The following is a 22,277-nucleotide window of genomic DNA, read 5'->3' on the forward strand; positions in this document are numbered from 1 at the left end:
CTCGGTTTAGACACAGACGTCCCTGGAATACTGGATCGCCCGCTTTCGCGGGCGATGACAGTTCAGTCTGGACACGACCGTCGACTAATCCAGAATCCCGTAGCGATGCAGGTCGTTGCCGTGAGTGTCGAGCCAGTTCTTGGCGCGGTCGACCGACACACAGACCTTGTCGACCACCCTCCAGAACCGCGGCGAGTGGTTCATCTCGACGAGATGAGCGACTTCATGAGCCGCGAGGTAGTCGAGCACGAAGGGCGGGGCAAGAATCAGCCGCCACGAGAACGACAACGAGCCGGCCGAGGTGCATGAACCCCAGCGGCTGGATTGATCGCGAATCGAGATTCGTCGCACCCGGACGCCAAGTTCCGCGGCGTAGAGTTGCGCGGCCTTTTGCAGGTCCTTGCGCGCCTCGCGCTTGAGGAAGTCATGCACGCGACGGTCCATGTGCTCGACGCCACCGGCAACACACAGCACTTTCTCGCCGCTGTCTCGCGTCTCGGTCCAGACCGTGCCGCGTTCGCCGGCGCGGTGAACGAGGCGATGATGTACCCCGCGCAACGGCACCAATGTGCCGGGTTGAAAGGGCGCAGCCTTTGGCAGACGACCGAGACGGGCGGCGATCCAGCCACCGTGGAGGTTCGCAAAGTCCTTGGCTTCCACGATCGTGCCGCGCGGCGGCATTGTCAGGATTGCTTCACGGTCGGTCGGATGGATTCTCAGTGTGTAACGGCGCGCGCGCCTGTGTCTGCGAAGCCTGACGGTGAAGAATTGAGAGCCGTGCCTGACCAAAAGGGTCGCGGGTTCGGCGGGCCGCCGATAGAGGAGCGCACGAGTAGCCATGTCTGAGAGTCCGGGGAGCAGGAGTTCACCCGAACTCTGCCATATCCGCCGCCAGCGGAATGGCTCGGCGCAAAAACAAATCATTTGCCCAATATACAGGGGTCGGCTGATTCTCGCCCCCTATGGGCTGGGGCTGGAACCGGAATTTTTCCAATGAATCACGATTAGAAGCTACGCTCAAGAAATGAGCGAAAACTCATCCCTTGAGCGTGCCTAGAATCGGAATTCTTTTAGTCAATTCAGCAGCTTATGCTGCGACCGAAATCGCAGCCGAAATGATACCTATTCGGCCGCTGCGACCAGGGAAAGCCGCGTATTGGCGGCTGAAACCATGAAATCGGAGATGCGCGGCACGATTTCGGAGCGGAAACGCGAGCCGTTGAACACGCCGTAGTGGCCGACCCCCTTCTGCACGTAATGCACGCGGCGATGATTGGGAATCGCCGTGCAGAGTGCGTGCGTTGCCTCGGTCTGACCGAGACCGGAGATGTCGTCCTTTTCGCCTTCCACCGTCATCAGCGCAACACGCCGGATCTTCGACGGATCGACCGGCTTGCCGCGGTGGGTCATCTCGCCCTTCGGCAACGCGTGCTTGACGAACACAAGGTCGACGGTCTGCAGGTAATACTCTGCCGTGAGGTCCATCACCGCGAGATATTCATCGTAGAATTCGCGGTGCTTGTCGACGAGATCGCCGTCACCCTTCACCAGATTGGCGAACAGCGCCTTGTGCGCGTCCATGTGCCGATCAAGGTTCATGCTGATGAAGCCGTTGAGCTGCAGGAATCCCGGATAGACGTCGCGCATCACGCCGGGATGCGGGAATGGCACCTTGGTAATGACGTTGTTGCGGAACCAATCGATGCCGCGCTCTTCGGCCAGGTTGTTGACCGCGGTCGGATTGCGCCGTGTATCGATCGGCCCGCCCATCAACGTCATCGACAGCGGCACGAAGGGATCTTTGTTCGCTTCCATGACGGACACGGCCGCGACCACCGGCACCGACGGCTGGCACACCGCGATGACGTGAATGTTGCCGCCCAGGGTGTGCAACATCTCGATGACGTAATCGACGTAGTCATCGAGATCGAAGCGGCCGGCCGCGAGCGGCACCATGCGCGCGTCCGCCCAGTCGGTGATGTAAACCTCATGCGTCGGCAGGAATGCCTCGACCGTGCCGCGCAGCAGTGTCGCATAATGGCCCGACATCGGCGCCACGATCAGCACGCGTGGTTGGGGCGCGCGCAACGGCCGCGTCAGCTTTCGATCGAAGTGCAGCAGGCGGCAGAACGGCTTTTCCCAGATCGAACGGACCTCGACCGCGGTGCGGATGCCATTCACCTCGGTCGTCGGCAGGTTCCATTCGGGCTTGCCGTAGCGGCGCGTGGTACGCTCGAACAGCTCGCATGCGGCGGCAATCGATTTGCCGAACTCGGTATGCGTCCACGGATTGAGCGGATTCTGGAACAGAATCTTGGTGGCGTCGGTCACCGCGCGCGCCGGATTGAGCGAGGCATGCGCCATCTCGTACATCCAGTAGAGCGGCGTCGTGAGTGCTGGACTGCCTTCCGCCACCAGTGGCGGTGCCCCGCCAAATTCACCAATCGGCATCGTCGTTCAGACCCCTGTTTTGCGCCGCAGCATACTGACCAATGCAAAATAATGCGTCAATGCGCCGCTGGACACATTTGGGGGCAAGATTCGCCTAAAGGGGCGAAATTCCTTGGGAAAGTGACATTTATTCACCAGCGCTGAGCAGCGACCCGTGACGCTTGGCACTGCGCAAGAGGGCAAGGAAGACCGCAAAGGATGCGGCGAACAGGACCGCGTTGATGAGCAGCGCATCGAGCATCAGGTCGGCGCGGAAGATGTGGTCGATCAGAAGTGCGCGCATGCCCTCGAACACATAGGTCGGCGGCAGGGCCCAGGCGACATATTGCAGCCAGACCGGCAGCACCTCGACCGGATAGTAGATGCAGGCGAGCGGCATCACCGCGAACATCAGCGTCCAGACGATGCTTTCTGCGCCGAGACCGTTGCGCAGCACGAGGCCCGAGGCGAACACGCCGACCGACCAGCTCGTGAAGATCAGATTGCAGAAGAACGCGATCAGCGGCACCCCGATGGCGTAGAAATTGAAGCCGAAAAAGAACAGCGCCATCAGCGTCATCGGGATGATGCCGATGGCGAGCCGGATCAGGCTCATGATCATCAGCGAGAGCAGGAACTCGATCGGCTTCAACGGGCTCATCATCAGGTTGCCGAGATTGCGCGCCCACATCTCTTCCAGAAACGAGATCGAAAAGCCGAGCTGGCCACGGAACAGAATGTCCCAGAGGATGACGGCACCGATCAATGAGCCGCCGGCCTTGGCGAAGTAGCCCGAGGTTTGTGAGATGTAGGTCTGCAGGAAGCCCCAGGTGATGATCTGCAGCGCCGGCCAGTAGACCAGTTCCAGCAGCCGCGGCCATGACGACATCAACAGATACCAATAGCGCAGCACCATCGCGTTGATGCGCTGCAGAGAAATCCGGTGCTGCTGCCGGCTGACGAGCTCGCTCACGTCGCCCCCTCCCGCACCCGGCCACGCGCGACGTCGAGAAACACCTCTTCCAGTGTATCGCGGTTGTAGCGCGCCATGATCCCGTCGGGGCTGTCATCGTCCTCGATCTTGCCGCGCTTCATGATGATGACCCGGTCGCACAGCCGCTCGACCTCGAGCATGTTGTGCGATGCGAGCAGGATCGTCGCGTTGTGAGTCTTGCGATAGGTCTCCAGATGCTGCCGCACCCAGTCGGCGGTGTCGGGATCGAGCGACGCTGTCGGCTCGTCCAACAACAATAGTTCCGGCTGGTTGATCAGCGCCTTCGCCAGCGCGACGCGCGTCTTCTGCCCGGCGGAGAGCTTGCCATTGGCGCGGTCGAGGAAATCCTTCAGGTCGAGATCGGCGGCAAGCTGGTCGATCCGCTCGCGCAAATGCTTCACCGCATAGAGGCGACCGAAGATCGTCAGGTTCTGCCGCACCGTGAGCCGCATCGGCATATCGACATAGGGGCTTTCGAAGTTCATCCGGCCGAGTACGTCATAGCTCTGTTCGGGGATGTCAGCGCCCAGCACCCGCACACGGCCCGAGGTCGGCAGCACCAGGCCCATGATCATCGCGATCGTCGTGGTCTTGCCGGCGCCGTTGCCGCCGAGCAGGCCGGTGATGCTGCCACGCGCGATGCGGAAGGAAATGTCGTCGACGGCGCGGGTGGTCTTGTAGACCTTGACCAGATGCGCGACGTCGATCGCCGCCGATCCACCCAGATCGGCCGCCGGCGGCTGCCCCTGACCTGTCTCGCTCTGTTGCATATGGCCGTTCATTGAGCCATTGCGACAATAAGCGCAAGGCTTGCGCCGGCTCCTTGCGTTAAGTCGCGAATTTGTGCGCTACCGATAGCACAGCTAAGGTCCGGATATGACCGACGTCGCCACCTCCGATTTTCGCCAGCCACGTAGCAATGTCCGCCTGGATACGATCCTGCGGCTGCGCTGGCTGGCTGCGCTTGGCCAATTGGTGGCGATCTTCGTCGTCGCCCAGGGGTTGGAATTCGACGTTCCGATCGTGCCTTGCGTCTGCATCATCGCATTTTCGGCGCTGCTCAACCTGGGACTGCAGATTGCCTTCAATCCGATGCAGCGGCTGGAGCCGCCCCATGCCGCAGCGCTGCTCGCACTCAACATCGTGGAGCTTGCTGCGCTGCTTTATTTCACGGGCGGCCTGCAGAACCCATTCTCGTTCCTGTTCCTCGCGCCGGTGCTGATCTCGGCAACGGTGTTGCCGGTGCGGCTGACCATCGCGCTTGGCTGCCTCGCGGTCGCCTGCGCCTCGGCGCTATTCTTCTATCACCTTCCGCTGCCGTGGGATGCCGATGACCCGCTAGTGCTGCCGCCGATTTATTTGCTCGGCGTCTGGCTTTCGATCCTGCTCGCGATCGGCGTCACCAGCCTCTATGCCTTTCAGGTGACGGAGGAGGCGCGACAGCTATCCGACGCGCTGGCCGCAACCGAACTGGTGCTGACGCGGGAACAGCATCTGACCCAGCTCGACGGCCTTGCCGCCGCCGCCGCGCACGAGCTCGGCACGCCGCTGTCGACGATCTTCCTGATCTCGCGCGAGCTCGAAAAGACGGTGCATGACCCGAACCTCGCGGGCGACCTGAAGACCCTGCGCGAGCAGGCGCAGCGCTGCCGCGACATCCTGAGCAAGATCGCGCAGCTCTCATCGACCGGCGCGCCGTTCGACAACATGAAGCTGTCGACGCTGATCGAGGAGGCGGTGGCGCCGCATCGCGACTTCGGCGTCAACATCAAGGTGCGGCTTGCTGTCGCAGCGACACCCGAGCCGATCGGCGCCCGCAACCCCGCAATCCTGTATGGCGTCGGAAACATTTTGGAAAATGCCGTCGATTTCGCGCATCAGTCGGTGGAGGTGAATGCGTGGTGGAATGCCGAAACTGTCGAGATTGTGATCTCCGATGACGGTCCCGGCATCGCGCCCGACATGCTGAAACGGATCGGAGAGCCCTATCTGTCGCGTCGTCGGGGCGCAGACGAGGCCCAAAATGCGCGCGGAGGCCTTGGTCTGGGCGTTTTCATCGCAAGAACGCTGCTGCAGCGCACCGGCGCCAAAGTGTCGTTCACCAACCGCGTGTTTCCCGATCACGGCGCGGTCGCCCAGATCGTCTGGCCACGCGAGCGCTTCGAGGGCACCGCGCCGGACGGCGAGAGCGCGTCTTAAGAACAATTCTCAATCGCACGTCTGGCATTACGCATGCAGCGGCCGCGACTTTCGGCTGCCTTGGCAGCGCCGTACTGCGACCCCATATACAAGCGGTCTGCCACAGGGAAAAATCGACCGTGAACGCCATCGCTGAACTGAATGAGCACACCGACCGATCGCTCCTCATCGTCGAGGACGACAAGCCGTTCCTGGAGCGCCTGTCGCGCGCCATGGAGACGCGCGGCTTCTCGGTGAAGTCATGCGATACCGTGACCGACGGTCTCGCCGAGATCGGCCGCGCCGCACCCGCATTCGCGGTCGTCGACCTCAGGCTTGGCGACGGCAACGGCCTCGACGTCGTCTCGGCGTTGAAGAGCAAGCGCCCTGATGCGCGTGCGATCGTACTCACCGGTTACGGCAACATCGCCACCGCGGTCACCGCGGTGAAAATGGGTGCCGTGGATTATCTGTCGAAGCCGGCCGACGCCGACGACGTCGTCGCTGCGCTGCTTGCGAGCGGCACCGAGAAATCCGAGTTGCCGACCAACCCGATGTCGGCCGACCGCGTGCGCTGGGAGCACATCCAGCGCATCTACGAGATGTGCAACCGCAATGTCTCGGAGACCGCGCGCCGGCTCAACATGCACCGTCGCACGCTGCAGCGCATCCTCGCCAAACGCGCGCCGCGGTAAGCGTCGTTTTGCAACTGTTTTGCGATGGCCGGGTTCGCCCCGGCCATTTGTTTTTTGTAGCCCGGATGGAGCGAAGCGAAATCCGGGGCAGACCCTTCCGCGAAAAGGCTCAGCCGGATTGCGCTGCGCTCCATCCGGGCTACGTCACCGTCTTCAAAACTCGCTATGCCCCTGCGGATCGACCAGCCGGTTGATCCGCTGCGCGGCGGCCATGGCGAAGCGCACCGTCATCGCCTTGCGCGTTGGCGCTGGCAACCGATGCTCCGGCGCCTCGCAATGCAAATGCGCGCCATAGGCGTCGGCGATGATCAGGCCGGTGTCCGCAGGAAAGAGCTCGCATGGCAAGTCCTGGGTGAAGGCGAAAAACAGCCGGTCGCAATGCATCCGGTAGTCCTGCCATTTCTGGTCCGCGCGCAGATCCTCCACCGACGACTTGATCTCGACGATCCAGATCTCGCCACGCTCATTGAGCGCGACCAAGTCAGCGCGGCGGCCGGACGGCAACGGTAATTCGCTGATGCACGAGAAGCCCAGCGATCTCAAAAGCCTCGCCGTGCCGCGCGCGATCGCAAGCGCGGTCTCCGACTGGCGTCGGTCGGGCGCGGGCACAAGCGCGATCTGGCGGGCGGGCGATTCCATCATGGCAAGGTTAGCCGATTCCGCCGCACAACGGCAGCACCGGATTCGGCTGCTAACTCGCGACGGAACCGCCCTGCCGCTGGTTCGGTAGCTGGAATCGACTGTTCAACCCCGCTGCGGAAGGCGCCGTCGGCGGCGAGAGAGCCCAAGCTTCGTGCTCACGTCGCAAAAGACGTCAGGTCACGCCAGCGGCAGACCGAGGATCACGCCCTCATTGCCACGCAGTTCGAGCTTGCCTTCGATCTTCTCGCCTTGCCGGTCCATGAATGTCGACAGCAGGATCTCGTTGCTGAAGCCGACGGCGCTGGAGGTGATCGCCGCCGCCTCTGTGCCAAGATTGAGCGCAATCACCGCCACTCCCTCCGCGCTGCGCCGCCGGTAGAGCAGAATGTCACCCTGCGCTGCCACCGGCTCATAGGTGCCGCGGGCAAGTTGCGGCATCTGCTTCCGCAGCGCGATCAGCGATTTGTAGAGGTTCAGCATCGACGTCCCGTCGGCCTCGAGGCTCGCGACGTTGTCGCTGGCGTAATCGCGCGCCAGCGGCAGCCACGGCTTCTCCGTCGAGAACCCGGCATTGCGCTCGGCGCTCCATTGCATCGGCGTGCGGCAGCCGTCGCGGCCGACGCCGATATCAGGCACGTTCTTCTCAAAGGGATCGCGCACCTGATCGGCCGCGAGTGCGAGCTGGCGCATGCCGATCTCGTCGCCGTAGTACAGCGTCGGTGTCCCGCGCAGTGTGAGCAGCAGCATCGCGGCGACCGGCGCCTGCGCGAGCCCGACCCGGCTCGCCACCCGCGGCCGATCATGATTGCCGAGCACCCAGTTCGGCCATGCCCCCGGCGGCAGCGCCTTTTCATAGTCGATGATGATCTTCTCGACCGAACGCGCGCTCCACAGGGTCGACAGCAGCGCGAAATTGAACGGCATCTGCGCGCCGCGCAGATCGTTGCCGTAGTAGGCGACGAGTCGGTGCAGCGGCAAATAGACCTCGCCAATCAGCACGCGATCGTCGAACTCCTCGGTGACGCGGCGCATCTCGGAGATGACCTCATGCACCTCGGGCTGGTCCGTCGAATATTGCGTGAGGAGTGTCTCGTGCGGCGGCCGGCCCTCGATGTAATGCGGGTTCGGCGGATTATTGCGGAATTCGGCGTCCTTGATCAGGTGCCAGATCACATCGACGCGAAAGCCGTCGACGCCCTTGCGCAGCCAGAAGCGCATCACGTCGTAGATCGCCGCCCTCACCTCGGGATTGCGCCAGTTGAGATCGGGCTGCTGGGCAAGGAAGGCGTGATAGTAATACTGGCCCGAGGCCTCGTCATACGCCCAGGCACTGCCGCCGAATTCGGACAGCCAGTTGTTGGGCGGGCCGCCGTCGGGCCCCGGATCACGCCATATGTACCAGTCGCGCTTTGCGTTCTCGCGCGAGCCCTTCGCCTCGATGAACCAGGGATGCTGCTCGGAGGTGTGGTTTGGAACGAGATCAAGAATCAGCTTGAGCCCGGCATCATGCGCGGCCGCGACGAGCTCGTCGAAATCCTCCATCGTCCCGAACAGCGGATCGATGCCGGTGTAATCGGAGATGTCGTAGCCGAAATCGACCATCGGCGACGGAAAGATCGGCGCCAGCCAGATCGCATCGACGCCGAGCTCCGTCAGATAGGGCAGCCGGTCGATGATCCCCCTGATGTCGCCGACGCCATCGCCGTCACTGTCCTGAAACGAGCGCGGATAGACCTGATAGAAGATTCCGTGCCGCCACCAGTCCGTGTCGCCCTGATCCATCTCCCACCCCATCTCGCCGCCGGGCCCAGGCAGGGCAATGCCCGTTGCCGCCTGGGTTCAGGGATGACGCACAATTCGGGACGGAAAGATGACGCTCAGTGCCGGCCCATCGCAATCTGGTAGATGGAGATCAGGACCTCGAACAGGATCAGGAGGATGATGATCAGCTCCAGTCGCAGCGAGCGGCCGGTGTCAATGATATCAGTCAGCACTTGCGCGCTCTCGGCGATAACGGCGAGCTTGCGGTTCAGCGCTTCCGCACGCTCCTTCAACTCGTATTCATCTTCAAGCCGGGAATAGAGCCGCTCGAGCTGTGGCTTGTCCCAGAGAATGTCAGGCTTTTCCGCGATCTCGACCGGGCCGGCCACGCGGTGGCGCAGCGACAGCGCGTTGCCGATGTGCTTGAGGATCGCGATCCGACCGCCATTGACCTGCCCGCTCTTGGCGAGCTCGCGTGCAAACGGCTCGGTGGCATCGAACACCGCCGCGACCTCGCGCTCGTGCCGCGCCAGCACCACGCTCTTGGCCAAGGCCTCGCCGACCAGGATCAGGCGCTCCGGCGACAGGCTTTGCAGATAGATCGGTCCGCCGGGCGGAATCTGATCTTCCTTCTCGGCGGCGACCTCCATGATCGCGATTTCCTCCTCGCGCCGGGTGAATGGACCGGTCATGCGGGACTGCAGGCTGCGGAGGAATTCATCCTCCTCCAGCGCGTTGAGTCCGATCAGGACGACGACGCCGTAGCGAAACAGAACGGCGACGCCGTTGTCATTGACACGAAACGCCAGCGGGGTCGTGGCCAGCACGTCGCCGCGCTCGAGGCCGGAGGTGTTGATGCGGTCCGCGACGGAGAATGCGCGGGCAGTGGTCCGGGGTCCGCCGAGCGGTGGTTTGGGGGCCTGGGTCATGGAGTTCCGGACTGCGAGGACCTAGATCATGATTGCGAGCAACGGCATAGCGGGCTGCTCACGAATTCGTTCCGTCGAGTGCGACCTTACCACGGTCCGTTTTGAGATCACACGCCAGGTCAGCGGCAGTTCCCGTCCGTGTTGACGGCTGTTGCTGGAAGCCTATGGTGACGTCATGGACGACAAAACCGAAACCAAACCGAAGGCCGGCGCGATCATCGTGCCGGTGACGCCGTTCGAGCAGAACTGCACCATCATCTGGCACGAGCCGAGCAAGAAAGCCGTGGTGATCGACCCCGGCGGGGACGTGCCGAAGATCCAGGCCGCGATCAAGCAGACCGGCGTGACGGTGGAGAAGATCTGGCTGACGCACGGCCATATCGACCACGTCGGCGGCGCCGCGGAGCTGCGCGACGCGCTGCAGGTCAAGATCGAGGGACCGCATATCGCCGACAAATATCTGCTCGACAATGTCGTCTCGAGCGGCGCGCGCTTCGGCATGACCGGGGTGCGCAATTTCGGTCCGGACCGCTGGCTCGACGAGGGCGACCAGGTCTCGATCGGCGATCTCACCTTCGACATCCTGCACTGCCCCGGCCATTCGCCGGGCAGCGTGGTGTTCTTCAACAACGAGCTGCGCTTCGCCCATGTCGGCGACGTCCTGTTCGCAGGCTCGGTCGGGCGCACCGACCTGCCCGGCGGCAGCCACCCGACGCTGATCCGATCGATCAAGGAGAAGCTGTTGCCGCTCGGCGATGACGTCGGCTTCATCTGCGGCCACGGCGCCGGCTCGAGCATCGGCCAGGAGCGGATGACGAACCCGTTCCTGACCGGCGAGATGTAGCCACCGCAGCGCCAGTCTCGCCCGCTATTTCATCAGCCCCGCGGCGGTCAGCGCCCGCGCGATGACGCGGCCGACATTGACGCCGCTGCTCCGTGCCTTGCGTGGACGGGCGCTGCGGCGGCCGGATGCCGCTGCCGTCGCAGGCTCCGTCGCCGTCACCGGAATCGTCATCGAGATCGTATCGGCGCCCTCGCGTGGGACGCCCGTTGGCGCCGCATGCGGCTGACGCGCCTGACCGGTCAGGCCGAAGAATTCGGCGATACGGTACGACGACGAGATTCCGGCCTCGATCAGGAACGCGCCCTCGACGCCATAGCGCTCGTCATTGTCGGCAAGGCCGAGTGGCGTGCCATGCGCCATGTCGGTGATGGTGTAGGACTCGACCAGCGTCTCGCCGTCGCCATTCCACCAGACCTCGCGCGGGTGGCCGTCGACATCGGACTTCGACATCGCGTCAAGCGGCAGGCCGTGGACGTCAAGCCATTGTCGCACAGTCGCATCGGCGTTGCCCGGATGCACGGTGCGGTCGGCGCTGCCGTGCCACACCGAGATCTTCGGCCACGCGCCCTTGTGCCGCGAGGCGTTGCGGACGAGTTCGCCGAGCTCTGGCGCGGACAGCGCGCTCGCATGCATCATCGCATGCAGCGCCTCGCGCAGATTGGTGGCGACGCCGAACGGCAGGCCGGCGATGATCGCGCCGCCCGCGAACAGGTCCGGATAGGTCGCAAGCATGACGGACGCCATCGCGCCGCCGGCGGACAATCCCGTCACATAGATGCGCCGCGGATCGACCTGATGCGCATTGACCATATGCGTGATCATCTGCCTGATCGAGCAGGCTTCGCCCTGACCGCGTGCGGTGTCCTCCGGATTGAACCAGTTGAAGCAGGTATTGCCGTTGTTGATCGCCTGCTGCTCCGGCATCAGCAGCGCGAAGCCATAATGGCTGGCGAGTGTCGACCAGCCGGTGCCGAGATCGTAGGACGCAGCCGTCTGGCCGCAGCCATGCAGCACGACGACGAGCGCGGGCGACCGCGCAAGCTGCGCAGGCACGAACGAGAACATCTTCAGTGCGCCGGGATTGGCGCCGAATTCGGTCGTCTCGACGAGCGGCGTCGGCACGGCGGGCGCGAGCGCACCCAACCCGTTGAACGCGTTCATCTTGGGCAGATGACGCAGAAATTCGACGTTGTTGACCAGTGACAACAGCAACTCCTGAGGTGATTCTTGTTCTGGCGTTACCAAACCAGATAGTTGCTGCACTGCAAACTGAAAAGGCCGTGTGCTGTCAATCCTTCCAAAACGTGAGAATCGGCGTTAACGCGTGATCGTCTTGCTATTTGAGCATGATGTTTCGGAAAACGGCCTTCATCTTTTCGGATCATGCGCTGGCGCGACGCATCGATGACAGAAATGCGGCTGAAATCGCGACCGACAGCACAAACAATACGCATGCCGCAAACAGCGCCACGCGTGCCGACATCGCAGCCTCGACAGCGAAGAATACCGCGCCGATTGCAGCGACGCCCGCCGCGTTGCCGATTTGCGTCGTCGTTCCATACATGCCCGAGCCTGCGCCGGCGCTCGCGGGCTTCACGGTCAAGAGCACCGCGCTCGACAACGGCGCCATCACCAGTCCCTGGCCGTAGCCGACGATCATCAGCACCAGCGCAAGCAGCAACGCCGACGGCTCTGCGGTCATCTCGACGGTGACAACTAGCGCGGTGAGGCCGATGATCTGCAAGACGCAGCCCTCGATCAGCACCAGCGTGCCGCGATGCCGGGCGCGCACGCCGCTGTGACGCGAGGCGACCACGAAGGTCAGCGCCAGCGGCACGAACACCAGCCCCGCCTGCAGCGGCGGAATCTGCAGGGACTTCTGCATGAAGATGGTCATGATAAGGTAGAAGGACAGGTTGGCGAAGAAGAAGAAGAACACCGCAACCAATCCGCGCATGAAGGCGATGTCCGACAGCAGCGCCAGATCGATCAACGGCATGCCGTCGCGGCGCGCCACGGCGCGCTCCAGCCGCACGAAGCCGGCGATGATCGCAACGCCCGCCGCCATCACCAGCCACACCGATGGTGCCCAGCCGAGATCGTGGCCGAACAGCAGCGGGCCGATCAGGCACAACAGGCCCGCGAACAGCACGAGCGCGCCTGCGATGTCGAGCCGCGTGCCGACGCGGCGCGGCACGGTCGGCATGATCCTCAGCGCCGCCGCGATGATGACGACGCCGCTAGGCACGTTGACGAAGAACACCGCGCGCCAGCCGAGCCCGGCGAGATCGAGCGTCACCAGCACGCCGCCGAGCGTGAAGCCCGCGGCGCCCGCGAGCCCGAGCACAATGCCATAGATGCCGAAGGCGCGTGCGCGGGCGGCATCCGAGAACAAGAGATGCAGGGTCGCCAGCACCTGCGGCACCATCAGCGCCGCGGTGGCGCCCTGCGCCAGCCGCGCCACAATCAGCTCGGGACCGGATTGCGCGAGGCCGCACCACAGCGACGTCGCCGAGAAGCCGGCCACCCCGGCGATGAACACGTTCCTGGTGCCGTAGATGTCGCCGAGCCGGCCGCCGGTAACCACCAGCGTCGCATAGGCAATCAGGTAGATCGCGATCACGGCCTCGATTTGCGCCGGCGTCGCCTGCAGCTCCGCGGCGATCGTCGGGATCGCCACGTTGACGATGAAGGCATCGACGCCGAACATGAACTGCGCGGCGACGACGATCGCAAGGACCCACCAGCGGCGGGATGTATCCGCTCGCGCCGAAACGATCTGATGCATGTGCTGTGGTCCTGCCCGAAACAACCCGAGGCCCACACCAGCAGATTCCGGTCATCCGTTCGATTACCTCCGAGGTAAGCAGCGGATCACGGACGCTCGACCCGGGCGCAACTTGCGTTGACGCGCTGGGAAACATTCCGGACGGCGGCAAGTGCCGCCGATTTGCGCAACAACCATGCGGGCGCCGCAGCCTCCAAGCATTGCCATGCTTCGGCCCACCCCGTAGGTTGATCGAAAGCCCCCGATAACAAATAAGCCGGAGAGAACGACCTATGGCGCGCCTCAAGTTCGGAGCCTTCCTCGCCCCGCATCACCCGATCGGCGAGCATCCGATGCTGCAATTCCGCCGCGACCTCGATTTCGTCGAACAGCTCGACGACCTCGGCTATGACGAATTCTGGTGCGGCGAGCACCATTCCTCGGGCTGGGAAATGATCGCCTCGCCGGAGATGTTCCTGGCCGCGGCCGGCGAGCGCACCAAGCGCATCAAGCTCGGCACCGGCGTGATCTCGCTGCCCTATCACCACCCGTTCAACGTTGCACAGCGCATGGCGCAACTCGATCACATGACCGGCGGCCGCGCGATCTTCGGCTCCGGCCCCGGCGCGCTGGCCTCCGACGCCCACACGCTCGGCATCGACCCAATGACCCAGCGCGACCGCCAGGACGAGGCGATCGCGGTGATCCGCCGCCTGTTCAACGGCGAGCGCGTCACGGTCAAGACCGACTGGTTCGAGATGCACGACGCCGCGCTGCAGATCCTGCCCCTGCAGGAGGAGATGCCGTTCGTGGTGGCCTCGCAGATCTCGCCGTCGGGCATGACGCTTGCCGGCAAGTACGGCATCGGCATCATCTCGCTCGGCTCGATGTCGACGCAGGGCCTGATGGCGCTGCCGCAGCAATGGCAGTTCGCCGAGGATGCCGCCAAGAAGGCCGGCACCACCGTGAGCCGCTCCAACTGGCGCGTGCTGCTGTCGTGGCATATCGCCGAAACCCGCGAGCAGGCGCGGCGAGAGGCCGGCGCCGGCCTGATGCGCTGGCACAACGAATACAATGTCGGCACCTTGATGCGGCCGGGCTTGACCGCGTTCTCCTCTCCGGACGAGGCCGTCGACAAGACGGCTTTTGTCGACGGCGCGGCCTCGACCATCGGCACGCCGGATGATCTCATCAAGATGATCAAGAATCTCGTGAACGTGTCGGGCGGCGTCGGCGCGATCATCGGCTTCGCGCATGATTGGGCCAATCCGGAAAACACCCGCCGGAGCTGGGACCTGGTCGCGCGCTACGTGATCCCGGAGATCAACGGCTATATCGACGGCCTGCGCAAATCGCGCCAGTTCGTGATCGACAACCGCGCGGTGTTCGAGCGCGCCGGTCAGGCGGTGATGGCCAAAATCATGGAGAACGACAAGGCCGCCGCGGCCCTTCAACAAACCGGCCCCGGCCGCGTCGCCATTCCCACGGTCAATGCGCCCGATCTGCAGAAGGCGGCCGCCAAGCAGAAGGCGTAAGGCAGCCAATATGCCGGACATTTTCTTTGCAAGGCTGTTTGACCCGTCATCCTAGGAGCGCGGCACGCGCGTCTCGAAGGATGCGCGGCCCTGACGGTGGCCGTTCGCCCTTCGAGACGGCCGCCTTGCGGCCTCCTCAGGGTGACGGGGATGGATTTGAGCACGCGACCCTTCCGCCGTCATTGCAAGCAACGAAAGCGACGAGTCTCTGCACCCGCAGGAGCCCGGAGCCGCGTCCCCACATTGTCGTCCCGGCGCAGGCCGGGGCGACAGCGGGGATAGTTCTTGCCCGATGTCTCACCCCGTCATTGCGAGGAGCCAACGGGTCGCGAACGCGCGCCCGATGACAGGCTCCGCGACGCAACCCATCTCTCCGCCGTCATCCCCCGCGCATGCTGGGGATCCAGTACGCTGCGGCCTCTCGGATCAATCACTGCGGCCTCTGGAATACTGGATCGCCCGCCTTCGCGGGCGATGACAGGCGTGAAGATATGGCTTTACGTTCTCGCGACATGAATTGCCCGAGGTTTGCTTCTTTGTTTCGCCTCATTGAGATGGCGCAGGGAAAGCCGGGTGCCGATCGCACCCATGGGTCCCGAGCAAGGGTAGAAAGCTCGGGGGTAGGACCACAGGTGTAACCGGAGCAATCCCGGCTTTCCCAGCGCGATGGGTTAGGCTTATACGTGCTCGCCCCGGCGAGACTGGGCCTGGTTGTCACCGTCTCCCTCATGCGCGCACTGGTCAGTTGCACAATCGCCTGCGCGATCACAAATCCGCAGGAATGCCATCAGCCTCGTTGTTTTCTTCCCGCGCAGGCTTGGTTTCGGTTAGATTGGCATGGCTTGCACGACCTGCCGGACGGAGCGGACGCGAGTGCGGCTAAGGGTTAGTTGCGGACCAGACCTTGTTCTCCAGCGTGTTGATTTCGGGCGACCGGCCTCCATTTTGTCCGATCGTCTCCGGGCAATGGCATCCCAATTGGAGCAATGGCCATGTCGATGCAGAATGTGGCACCCACCCCCTACACGGTCACGCCGCCGAAACGTAACGCGCTGAAGCACATTCCGGGCGACGAAGGCTGGCCGATCATCGGCAAGACGCTGCAGGTGCTGGCCGATCCCAAGGGACATATCGAGCAGAACGCCGCGAAATACGGTCTGTGCTACCGCAGCCATATGTTCGGCGAAACCAGCATCGTGCTGCTCGGCCCCGAAGCCAATGAGCTCGTGATGTTCGACCAGGCCAAGCAGTTCTCCTCCGAACATGGCTGGGACAACATCCTCGGCCGGCTGTTTCCGCGCGGGCTGATGCTGCGCGATTTCGAGGAGCACCGCCTGCATCGCCGCGTGCTGTCGGTCGCCTTCAAGAGCGAGCCGATGAAGTCCTATTTCACCGAGCTCGACCGCGGCATCGCCGCGCGGGTGACGCAATGGAAGGCCAAGCCAGGGGAGATGCTGATCTATCCGGCGATGAAGCAGCTCACGCTCGACCTCGCCGCGACCTCGTTCCTCGGCGCCGACATCGGGCCCGAGGTCGACGAGGTCAACCGGGCCTTCGTCGACATGGTGGCGGCGGCAGTGGCACCGATCCGCAGACCATGGCCGGGCACGCAGATGGCGCGCGGCGTCAGGGGACGCAAGCGCATCGTCGCCTATTTCGCCGAGCAGATCCCGATTCGGCGCGCCCGCGGCGGCGGCAACGACCTGTTCTCGCAACTGTGCCAACTGAAGCATGACGACGGCGCGCTGCTCTCCGAGCAGGACATCATCGATCATATGAGCTTCCTGATGATGGCAGCGCACGACACGCTGACCTCATCGCTGACCTCTTTCGTCGGCGAGCTCGCCGCCCATCCGGAATGGCAGCAGAAGCTGCGCGACGAGGTCGAAGCACTCGGCATCGCGGCGGACCAGCCGACCAGCCTGGACCATCTCAATGCGATGCCGTTATCGGAGATGGCGTTCAAGGAAGCGCTGCGTCTAAAGCCGCCCGTGCCTTCGATGCCGCGGCGCGCGGTGCGCGACTTTTCCTTCAGGGGATACGCGATCCCCGCCGGCACCGCGGTCGGCGTCAATCCGCTGTTCACGCATCACATGAAGGACATCTGGCCGGAGCCTGACCGGTTCGACCCGCTGCGTTTCACCGAGGAGGCACAGCGCGGCCGTCACCGCTTCGCCTGGGTGCCGTTCGGCGGCGGCGCGCATATGTGCCTCGGCCTGCACTTCGCCAACATGCAGGCGAAGTGCTTCGCCCGCCACTTCGTGCAGAATCTCGATGTGTCGCTGCCGCAGCGTTACAAGCCCGAATGGCAGATGTGGCCGATTCCAAAGCCGCGCGACGGGCTGCGGGTGGTGATCAAGCCGGCCCAGCGCAAGTCCTCATGAGCGTTTGCACCTGAGGACAAAGCGGAAATCGCGTGGCTCGGCTGCCATCGATGGCGTTTGCTCGCACAACCAGTTTGACGTGCCACGATCAATCCGCACGTCCGGACGTCGCGCTTGCGGGTTTGATGTTCTGGTTCGACTGGAAGAAATTGGCCGGATCATATTTGGTCTTGAGCGCAACCAGCCGCGCAAAATTCTCGCCGTAGGCCGCTTCAATGCGCTCCGTTCCCTCTTCGCCGAGATTGTTGGCATAGACGCCACCGGTCGAGAAAGGTCGCATAGCCTCCCACAGTTCGCGCGCCCAGCGGATCCGCGCCGCATCCTCTGCCGGATCGTCCCAGATCGAAATGGGGAAGCAATCGTACAGCGCGTCACGGTTAGCATAGGGCGTGGCGCTGACCGGTATGCGCGCAATCGCGCCGCCGACGTGCTGCAACACAAGCAGCGATTCCGCGGCGGCAGTCGCATATGACGCCAGGAGCGTGTCGATCGCCGCGTCAGACAGTTCGCGCAGGAACTGCGCCTTCCAGTAGTAACGACGGCCGCGCGGAAACAGAGGATCTCCGGCGGCCTGGATTTCCACGTAGGGACGCGGTGCAATCTCATCCTGAATGGGTGCTCCATAGGCGCGCAGCGGCTTGACGACCCGCTCTCCCTCATCGATCGGACCGACATAGCAGGCCGATATACTCAACGCCCGCTCGCCCGAAGGCATGGTCACCAGCGCCGCATCCAGGCTCAGTTCGTCCGGAGCGGCCTTCGCAAACGCATGATAGAAGCGCATCGCGTCGCGCGCGCGATCGTACGGATACAACACCGAGCCGGCCAACAAGATCGGACCGACCGGAAACAACCGGTATTCAAAATTCGTGACAATACCGAAATTGCCGCCGCCTCCGCGGATGGCCCAGAACAAGTCCGGATGTTCGGTAGCGCTTGCCCACAGCAATCGACCGTCCGCCGTCACGATCTCGGCTGAAATGAGATTGTCGCAGGAGAGACCATGCTTGCGGCCAAGCTTGCCGAAGCCGCCGCCCAGCGTCAGTCCGGCGATCCCGGTGTCGGCGTTGACGCCCATCGTGGTCGCAAGGCCGTGCGCCTGCGTTGCCGCATCAAACTCGCCGAGATTGAGACCCGCCTGCGCTCGCGCCGTCCGCCTGATTGGATCGACCACGATCTGCTTCATGCGCGAGAGATCGATGACGAGCCCGCCGTCGCACACCGAGGCGCCCCCCATGTTGTGGCCGCCGGCGCGCACGGCGACCAGCAGGGATTGCGACCGCGCGAAATTGACGGCCGCAATGACGTCGTCGGAGCCGGCGCAATAGACAACCGCGGCCGGGTGTCGATCGACCATGCCATTCCAGACCTTACGGGCCTGATCGTAGGCCACGCCGCCCGGCAGCACCACGTCGCCGCGGACCATCCGTCTCAGGGCGGCGGCATCAGCGGCTTGACCATTAGGTCTTTCGTTAAGCCCGGTTGCGTCCATGGCGGCCTCCCGATCCGCCGCTGCGATGCGGCGTTGACGGCGGCAAGCGTCGCATAGCCCTTAATTCCCGGCAAAATCGAATTTCTTAGTCGCCACATGAGCTGAATTCACCTACGCTTGGACAATGCGAAAGCTTCCGCCCCTGGGTTCCCTCCGTGCCTTCGAGGCGGCCGCAAGGCATATGAGCTTCCGCGAGGCGGCCAACGAACTCGGGGTGACGCCGACCGCAATCAGCCACCAGATCCGGATCCTTGAGGATATTTGTGGTCAGCCGCTGTTTCGTCGTCGCCCGCGTCCCCTCGAACTGACCAGTGCCGGCGAACGACTGTTTCCGGTGATCCGGAGCGGCTTCGATACATTCGCCAGCGCGATCGCCTCTGCGTCCCCGCGCGTCAGTCACGGGCGGTTGCGGGTGACGAGTCCAAATGCCTTTGCCAGCCGTTGGCTGGTGCCTCGGTTGCCAAAGTGGCGCGAGGCCTATCCAAAGATTCCGTTGGAGATCATCGGGACCGACGCGGTGCTGGATTTGCGCACTGGAGAAGCCGATATCGCAATTCGCTACGCGCGGCACATGCCGCTTGATCTCAGCGGCACGGAGATCTTTCGCGACACGTTTTTTCCAGTGTGCAGTCCCGAATTGTTGGCGAGGGGAGGACGACGGATCGAACGCGCCGCCGATCTCCTGCACTATCCGTTGATCCACTTCGACTGGATGAATCGCGACCGTGATGCGCCGACGTGGTCCCGCTGGCTCGCGACCGCGCGATCAATTGATCCTGCCATTCCGGAGACCAACAAGGCGTGGCATTTGAGTTTCAGGGAAGAACTGCACGCAATCGATGCCGTGGCCGCGGGTGAAGGAATCGCGATCTTCAGCGACGTTGTCGTTGGACGCGAGCTCAGAAGCGGAACGTTCGTCAAGGCTCACGATCTGTCGCTGCCGGGCTACGGCTACTACGCCGTTCACGTCGCCCATCATCCCGAGCAGCCCAGCATCGAAGCCTTCTCAACCTGGCTGCGAGTTGTCACATGATGCGCTGGGCTTGCGGCCCTGCCGTCGTTTCGCGCGCCCGAACGTGGCGATTTGCGAGCGCTGGCGTACACCGCAACAAGACAGTACCGCCGCTCCGCTTGCGGAGAGATCAAGGGCTAAACCGTCGCTCCAATCCCGACCACCTCGATCCCGTCCACCCGGCCGCGGATCGGCAGCGTGCCGAGGTCATGCAATGGAACCGGCAACGGCCCGGCAAAGCGCGCCATCGCCGCGCGCGAGGCGAGGAAGCCGCCATCGACCTTGCGGCTCAGCTCTTCCAGCCGCGCCGCGGTGTTCATGACATCGCCGTTGAACACGATCGCCGGCTTGACGTCGCCGATCTCGCCGACGATCACCGGTCCGAAATGCAGGCTGCCGCGGATTTGCGGCGCCGCGCCGAATTCACGCTCGAACTGTGACGCTGCGTTTTGCAGCGTGTCGCGCATCGCGACAAAGCACCGCAGCGGCCGGCAATCGACCGACCCGAGATCTTCCGGCCAGGTCACGATCACCTCATCGCCGATATAGTTCAGAACCTCGCCGCGATAGTCCACGACCGAGTCCGTGAGCAGGCGGAAGGTGCGATCGAGAAAACGGTGAATGCCGATGCCGCCGAGCCGTTCCGCAAGCCCGGTCGATCCCGCGATGTCGACGAACAGCACAAAGCGATTCTCCTCGACCGGCGAATGATAGCGCCCGGTGACGAAATTCATGAAGACGCGCGGACCGATCAGATTGGCGATGCTGAAGCCGAGATTCAGCAGCACCGATATCGCTGCGGAATAGACGATGCTGAGGCCGAAATCCCTGACGGACGATTGCAGGCGCAAGCCTGCCGCGCGCTCGCCAATCTGCAACAACTGGATGGCGATGATGATGACGGCGTAGATCGTGCTGCGCACGGCAAGCAGACGAATGAATGACAGGCGGTTGAGCCGCTCCGCCAACGGCCCCTGAAGAATGAAGAGCTCGATTCCGCCGATCACCACGCACGTCACGAGCGCATAGGCGAAACCCGCGATCATCTGCGCCGCCTCATGGCGACCTTGGCCGAGGTTGACCACGACGCTCATCAGACAGCCGGCCACGATGATCGAGGCAAGATAACGCAGCCTTCGCTCGAGCCTGGCATTCATACTGGTCTGCCTCGGCGACGACGATTATCTCTCACCCAGATCGGACGCCTTGCGCGGAATGACGGAACCCGCCCGCCGGGTCCGCTGCGCCGCCTTGTCGACCTCGCGGGTCACCGCGACCTCGCTGTCCCGCCGTCTCATGCCAAGCCCCATCCATCCCCAATTGATACCGTCGATTTTCGCCGCGCGACCGGGACGACGCAAGCGAGCGCCACACTCACGGCGCGCGGGGTCCATCTGTGGCCGGAAGGACACAACTGCGGTTTTTCGGTCGCAGCGGCCTTATTTTGGGGCATGTGATCACGTGAAGTGAAACGACACATGACGAAATGGATCGACGAGTTCAGGCAAGGCTGGCAGGGCAATTTCCAGCCCTCACTGCCGGTTGCGATCGCCGTTGCGTTGCTCTGTCTCGCTCTGGCGACGGCCGCCCGTTACGGGCTGGCCCAGATCCGGCCGGACGTGTTCTTTACGCCGTATTTCCCGGCCGTGTTCTTTGCGACCGCCTTTGGCGGGTTCAGGATCGGGATCGCGACCGCGATCGTGAGCGGCTTGCTCGGTATCGTCTTCAATTTCAGTAATACGACGGTCGATCCGGCCCGTTTCGCGCTTCTGATGATCTTCTGGGCGGTGTGCGGCATCGCGATCTGGGGCGTGGAACACTATCGCTCCCTGGTCATGCAACAGCGTGAGGATTCCAAGCGGCTGATCGAGGAAGAGCAATACCGCAAGCTGGTGGTCGAGGAGTTGCAGCATCGGCTGAAGAACAAGTCCTCGACCATTCACGCCGTGCTGCACCAGGCGCTGCAGGACCGGCCCGACGTCTGGGAGCGCATCGATCACCGCATCCGCGCGCTGTCGGCGACCGACGATCTGATCGCACGGGTCGATGGCTATGGCTGCGATATCAAGGATTTGCTGCGCTCGGAGCTCGGGCCCTACGGTCATGTGCGGTTCACCCTCAATGGCGAGCAACTGTTCCTGCCGGCCAAGCTCGCGGTGTCGCTGGCGCTGATCTTCCATGAGCTCGCTACCAACGCCGGCAAGTACGGCGCCTTCTCCTCGCCGCGCGGATTCCTGCAGGTGTCATGGACGGTGGACGACGACCGTCTCAACGTCATCTGGGATGAGACCGAGGGACCGGCGGTCGAGACGATCGGTGAAGCCGGCTTCGGCACCAAGCTGCTGAAATCGGCGCTGCGGCCGTTCGATGGCAAGACCGAGATCAGTTATCTGAAGACCGGCGTTCACTGCACCATGCAGTGCCGGCTTCCCAGCAGTTGACACGACATCTCTGTACCGACACCGCGTTTCGCGCGCGACGCGCAACCGCGCGAACCTCAATCGCTTTCGCGAGCGGTTCCGTTTCGCATTGATAGTCTGTTAATGACGATTGCCGCGACCGCTTGCGAAAGCCGTCGTCAGTTCATTCTGTCACGGCTTTTCACAGTTCCGCT

Annotated in this window: 18 protein-coding genes; 7 read left to right on the forward strand and 11 right to left on the reverse strand. The window is 63.5% G+C overall.

Annotated elements, in window-relative coordinates; all coding sequences use genetic code 11:
• Window positions 1-84: 84 nt before the first annotated feature.
• From P6U25_RS35195 to P6U25_RS35210, 4 genes are all read right to left on the reverse strand, one after another.
• Window positions 85-924 (reverse strand): M48 family metallopeptidase, encoded by an 840-nt coding sequence (locus tag P6U25_RS35195; RefSeq protein WP_407149323.1) that lies wholly within the window; start codon window positions 922-924, stop codon window positions 85-87.
• 198 nt (window positions 925-1,122) lie between these two features.
• Window positions 1,123-2,451 (reverse strand): polyhydroxyalkanoate depolymerase, encoded by a 1,329-nt coding sequence (locus tag P6U25_RS35200; RefSeq protein WP_407149324.1) that lies wholly within the window; start codon window positions 2,449-2,451, stop codon window positions 1,123-1,125.
• A 127-nt stretch (window positions 2,452-2,578) separates the two neighbouring features.
• Complete coding sequence (locus P6U25_RS35205; RefSeq protein ID WP_407152703.1) at window positions 2,579-3,346, reverse strand: ABC transporter permease; 768 nt, start codon at window positions 3,344-3,346, stop codon at window positions 2,579-2,581.
• 53 nt (window positions 3,347-3,399) lie between these two features.
• Window positions 3,400-4,194, reverse strand: a complete 795-nt coding sequence (locus P6U25_RS35210) for an ABC transporter ATP-binding protein (protein ID WP_407152704.1) — start codon at window positions 4,192-4,194, stop codon at window positions 3,400-3,402.
• A gap of 106 nt (window positions 4,195-4,300) precedes the next feature.
• On the opposite strand from P6U25_RS35210, the gene P6U25_RS35215 reads away from it, so the two are divergent.
• Window positions 4,301-5,623, forward strand: coding sequence for an ActS/PrrB/RegB family redox-sensitive histidine kinase (locus P6U25_RS35215; protein WP_407149325.1), 1,323 nt, complete (start codon window positions 4,301-4,303; stop codon window positions 5,621-5,623).
• A 119-nt stretch (window positions 5,624-5,742) separates the two neighbouring features.
• Window positions 5,743-6,297 carry an ActR/PrrA/RegA family redox response regulator transcription factor gene (locus tag P6U25_RS35220; protein WP_407149326.1) on the forward strand — a complete coding sequence of 185 codons (555 nt, stop codon included), beginning with the start codon at window positions 5,743-5,745 and terminating at the stop codon, window positions 6,295-6,297.
• 153 nt (window positions 6,298-6,450) lie between these two features.
• On the opposite strand, the gene P6U25_RS35225 is transcribed toward P6U25_RS35220, so the two are convergent.
• The 3 genes from P6U25_RS35225 to P6U25_RS35235 form a co-directional block, all read right to left on the reverse strand.
• Window positions 6,451-6,936, reverse strand: coding sequence for an MmcB family DNA repair protein (locus tag P6U25_RS35225; RefSeq protein WP_407152705.1), 486 nt, complete (start codon window positions 6,934-6,936; stop codon window positions 6,451-6,453).
• A gap of 180 nt (window positions 6,937-7,116) precedes the next feature.
• Complete coding sequence (locus P6U25_RS35230) at window positions 7,117-8,721, reverse strand: alpha-amylase family glycosyl hydrolase (RefSeq protein WP_407149327.1); 1,605 nt, start codon at window positions 8,719-8,721, stop codon at window positions 7,117-7,119.
• A gap of 95 nt (window positions 8,722-8,816) precedes the next feature.
• Window positions 8,817-9,629 (reverse strand): RMD1 family protein, encoded by an 813-nt coding sequence (locus P6U25_RS35235; RefSeq protein WP_407149328.1) that lies wholly within the window; start codon window positions 9,627-9,629, stop codon window positions 8,817-8,819.
• Window positions 9,630-9,804: 175 nt separating this feature from the next.
• Here P6U25_RS35235 and P6U25_RS35240 point away from each other — a divergent pair, with 175 nt between their 5' ends.
• Window positions 9,805-10,473 (forward strand): MBL fold metallo-hydrolase, encoded by a 669-nt coding sequence (locus tag P6U25_RS35240; protein ID WP_407149329.1) that lies wholly within the window; start codon window positions 9,805-9,807, stop codon window positions 10,471-10,473.
• 24 nt (window positions 10,474-10,497) lie between these two features.
• Here P6U25_RS35240 and P6U25_RS35245 read toward each other — a convergent pair whose 3' ends face one another.
• Together P6U25_RS35245 and P6U25_RS35250 are read right to left on the reverse strand one after the other, a co-directional pair.
• On the reverse strand, window positions 10,498-11,679 hold the full coding sequence (locus tag P6U25_RS35245; protein ID WP_407149330.1) for a PHB depolymerase family esterase: 1,182 nt from the start codon (window positions 11,677-11,679) through the stop codon (window positions 10,498-10,500).
• Window positions 11,680-11,854: 175 nt separating this feature from the next.
• Window positions 11,855-13,261 (reverse strand): MFS transporter, encoded by a 1,407-nt coding sequence (locus P6U25_RS35250; RefSeq protein WP_407149331.1) that lies wholly within the window; start codon window positions 13,259-13,261, stop codon window positions 11,855-11,857.
• Window positions 13,262-13,533: 272 nt separating this feature from the next.
• On the opposite strand from P6U25_RS35250, the gene P6U25_RS35255 reads away from it, so the two are divergent.
• Both P6U25_RS35255 and P6U25_RS35260 read left to right on the forward strand, forming a co-directional pair.
• The gene (locus P6U25_RS35255; RefSeq protein ID WP_407149332.1) at window positions 13,534-14,775 is read left to right on the forward strand and encodes an LLM class flavin-dependent oxidoreductase; all 1,242 of its coding nucleotides are present in this window, start codon (window positions 13,534-13,536) and stop codon (window positions 14,773-14,775) included.
• 992 nt (window positions 14,776-15,767) lie between these two features.
• Window positions 15,768-17,159, forward strand: coding sequence for a cytochrome P450 (locus P6U25_RS35260; RefSeq protein ID WP_407149333.1), 1,392 nt, complete (start codon window positions 15,768-15,770; stop codon window positions 17,157-17,159).
• A gap of 88 nt (window positions 17,160-17,247) precedes the next feature.
• Here the strand turns inward: P6U25_RS35260 and P6U25_RS35265 are convergent, their stop codons facing one another.
• Window positions 17,248-18,651, reverse strand: a complete 1,404-nt coding sequence (locus tag P6U25_RS35265; RefSeq protein ID WP_407149334.1) for an FAD-binding oxidoreductase — start codon at window positions 18,649-18,651, stop codon at window positions 17,248-17,250.
• 181 nt (window positions 18,652-18,832) lie between these two features.
• On the opposite strand from P6U25_RS35265, the gene P6U25_RS35270 reads away from it, so the two are divergent.
• Window positions 18,833-19,684 (forward strand): LysR substrate-binding domain-containing protein, encoded by an 852-nt coding sequence (locus P6U25_RS35270; RefSeq protein ID WP_407149335.1) that lies wholly within the window; start codon window positions 18,833-18,835, stop codon window positions 19,682-19,684.
• 116 nt (window positions 19,685-19,800) lie between these two features.
• Here P6U25_RS35270 and P6U25_RS35275 read toward each other — a convergent pair whose 3' ends face one another.
• Complete coding sequence (locus P6U25_RS35275) at window positions 19,801-20,820, reverse strand: adenylate/guanylate cyclase domain-containing protein (RefSeq protein WP_407149337.1); 1,020 nt, start codon at window positions 20,818-20,820, stop codon at window positions 19,801-19,803.
• A gap of 321 nt (window positions 20,821-21,141) precedes the next feature.
• Between P6U25_RS35275 and P6U25_RS35280 the strand changes: the two genes are divergently transcribed.
• The gene (locus P6U25_RS35280; protein WP_407149338.1) at window positions 21,142-22,104 is read left to right on the forward strand and encodes a sensor histidine kinase; all 963 of its coding nucleotides are present in this window, start codon (window positions 21,142-21,144) and stop codon (window positions 22,102-22,104) included.
• The last annotated feature ends 173 nt before the right edge of the window (window positions 22,105-22,277 follow it).

Origin of the sequence: Bradyrhizobium sp. ORS 86 (assembly GCF_045571475.1) — a bacterium.
In the GTDB taxonomy this organism is placed as follows: domain Bacteria; phylum Pseudomonadota; class Alphaproteobacteria; order Rhizobiales; family Xanthobacteraceae; genus Bradyrhizobium.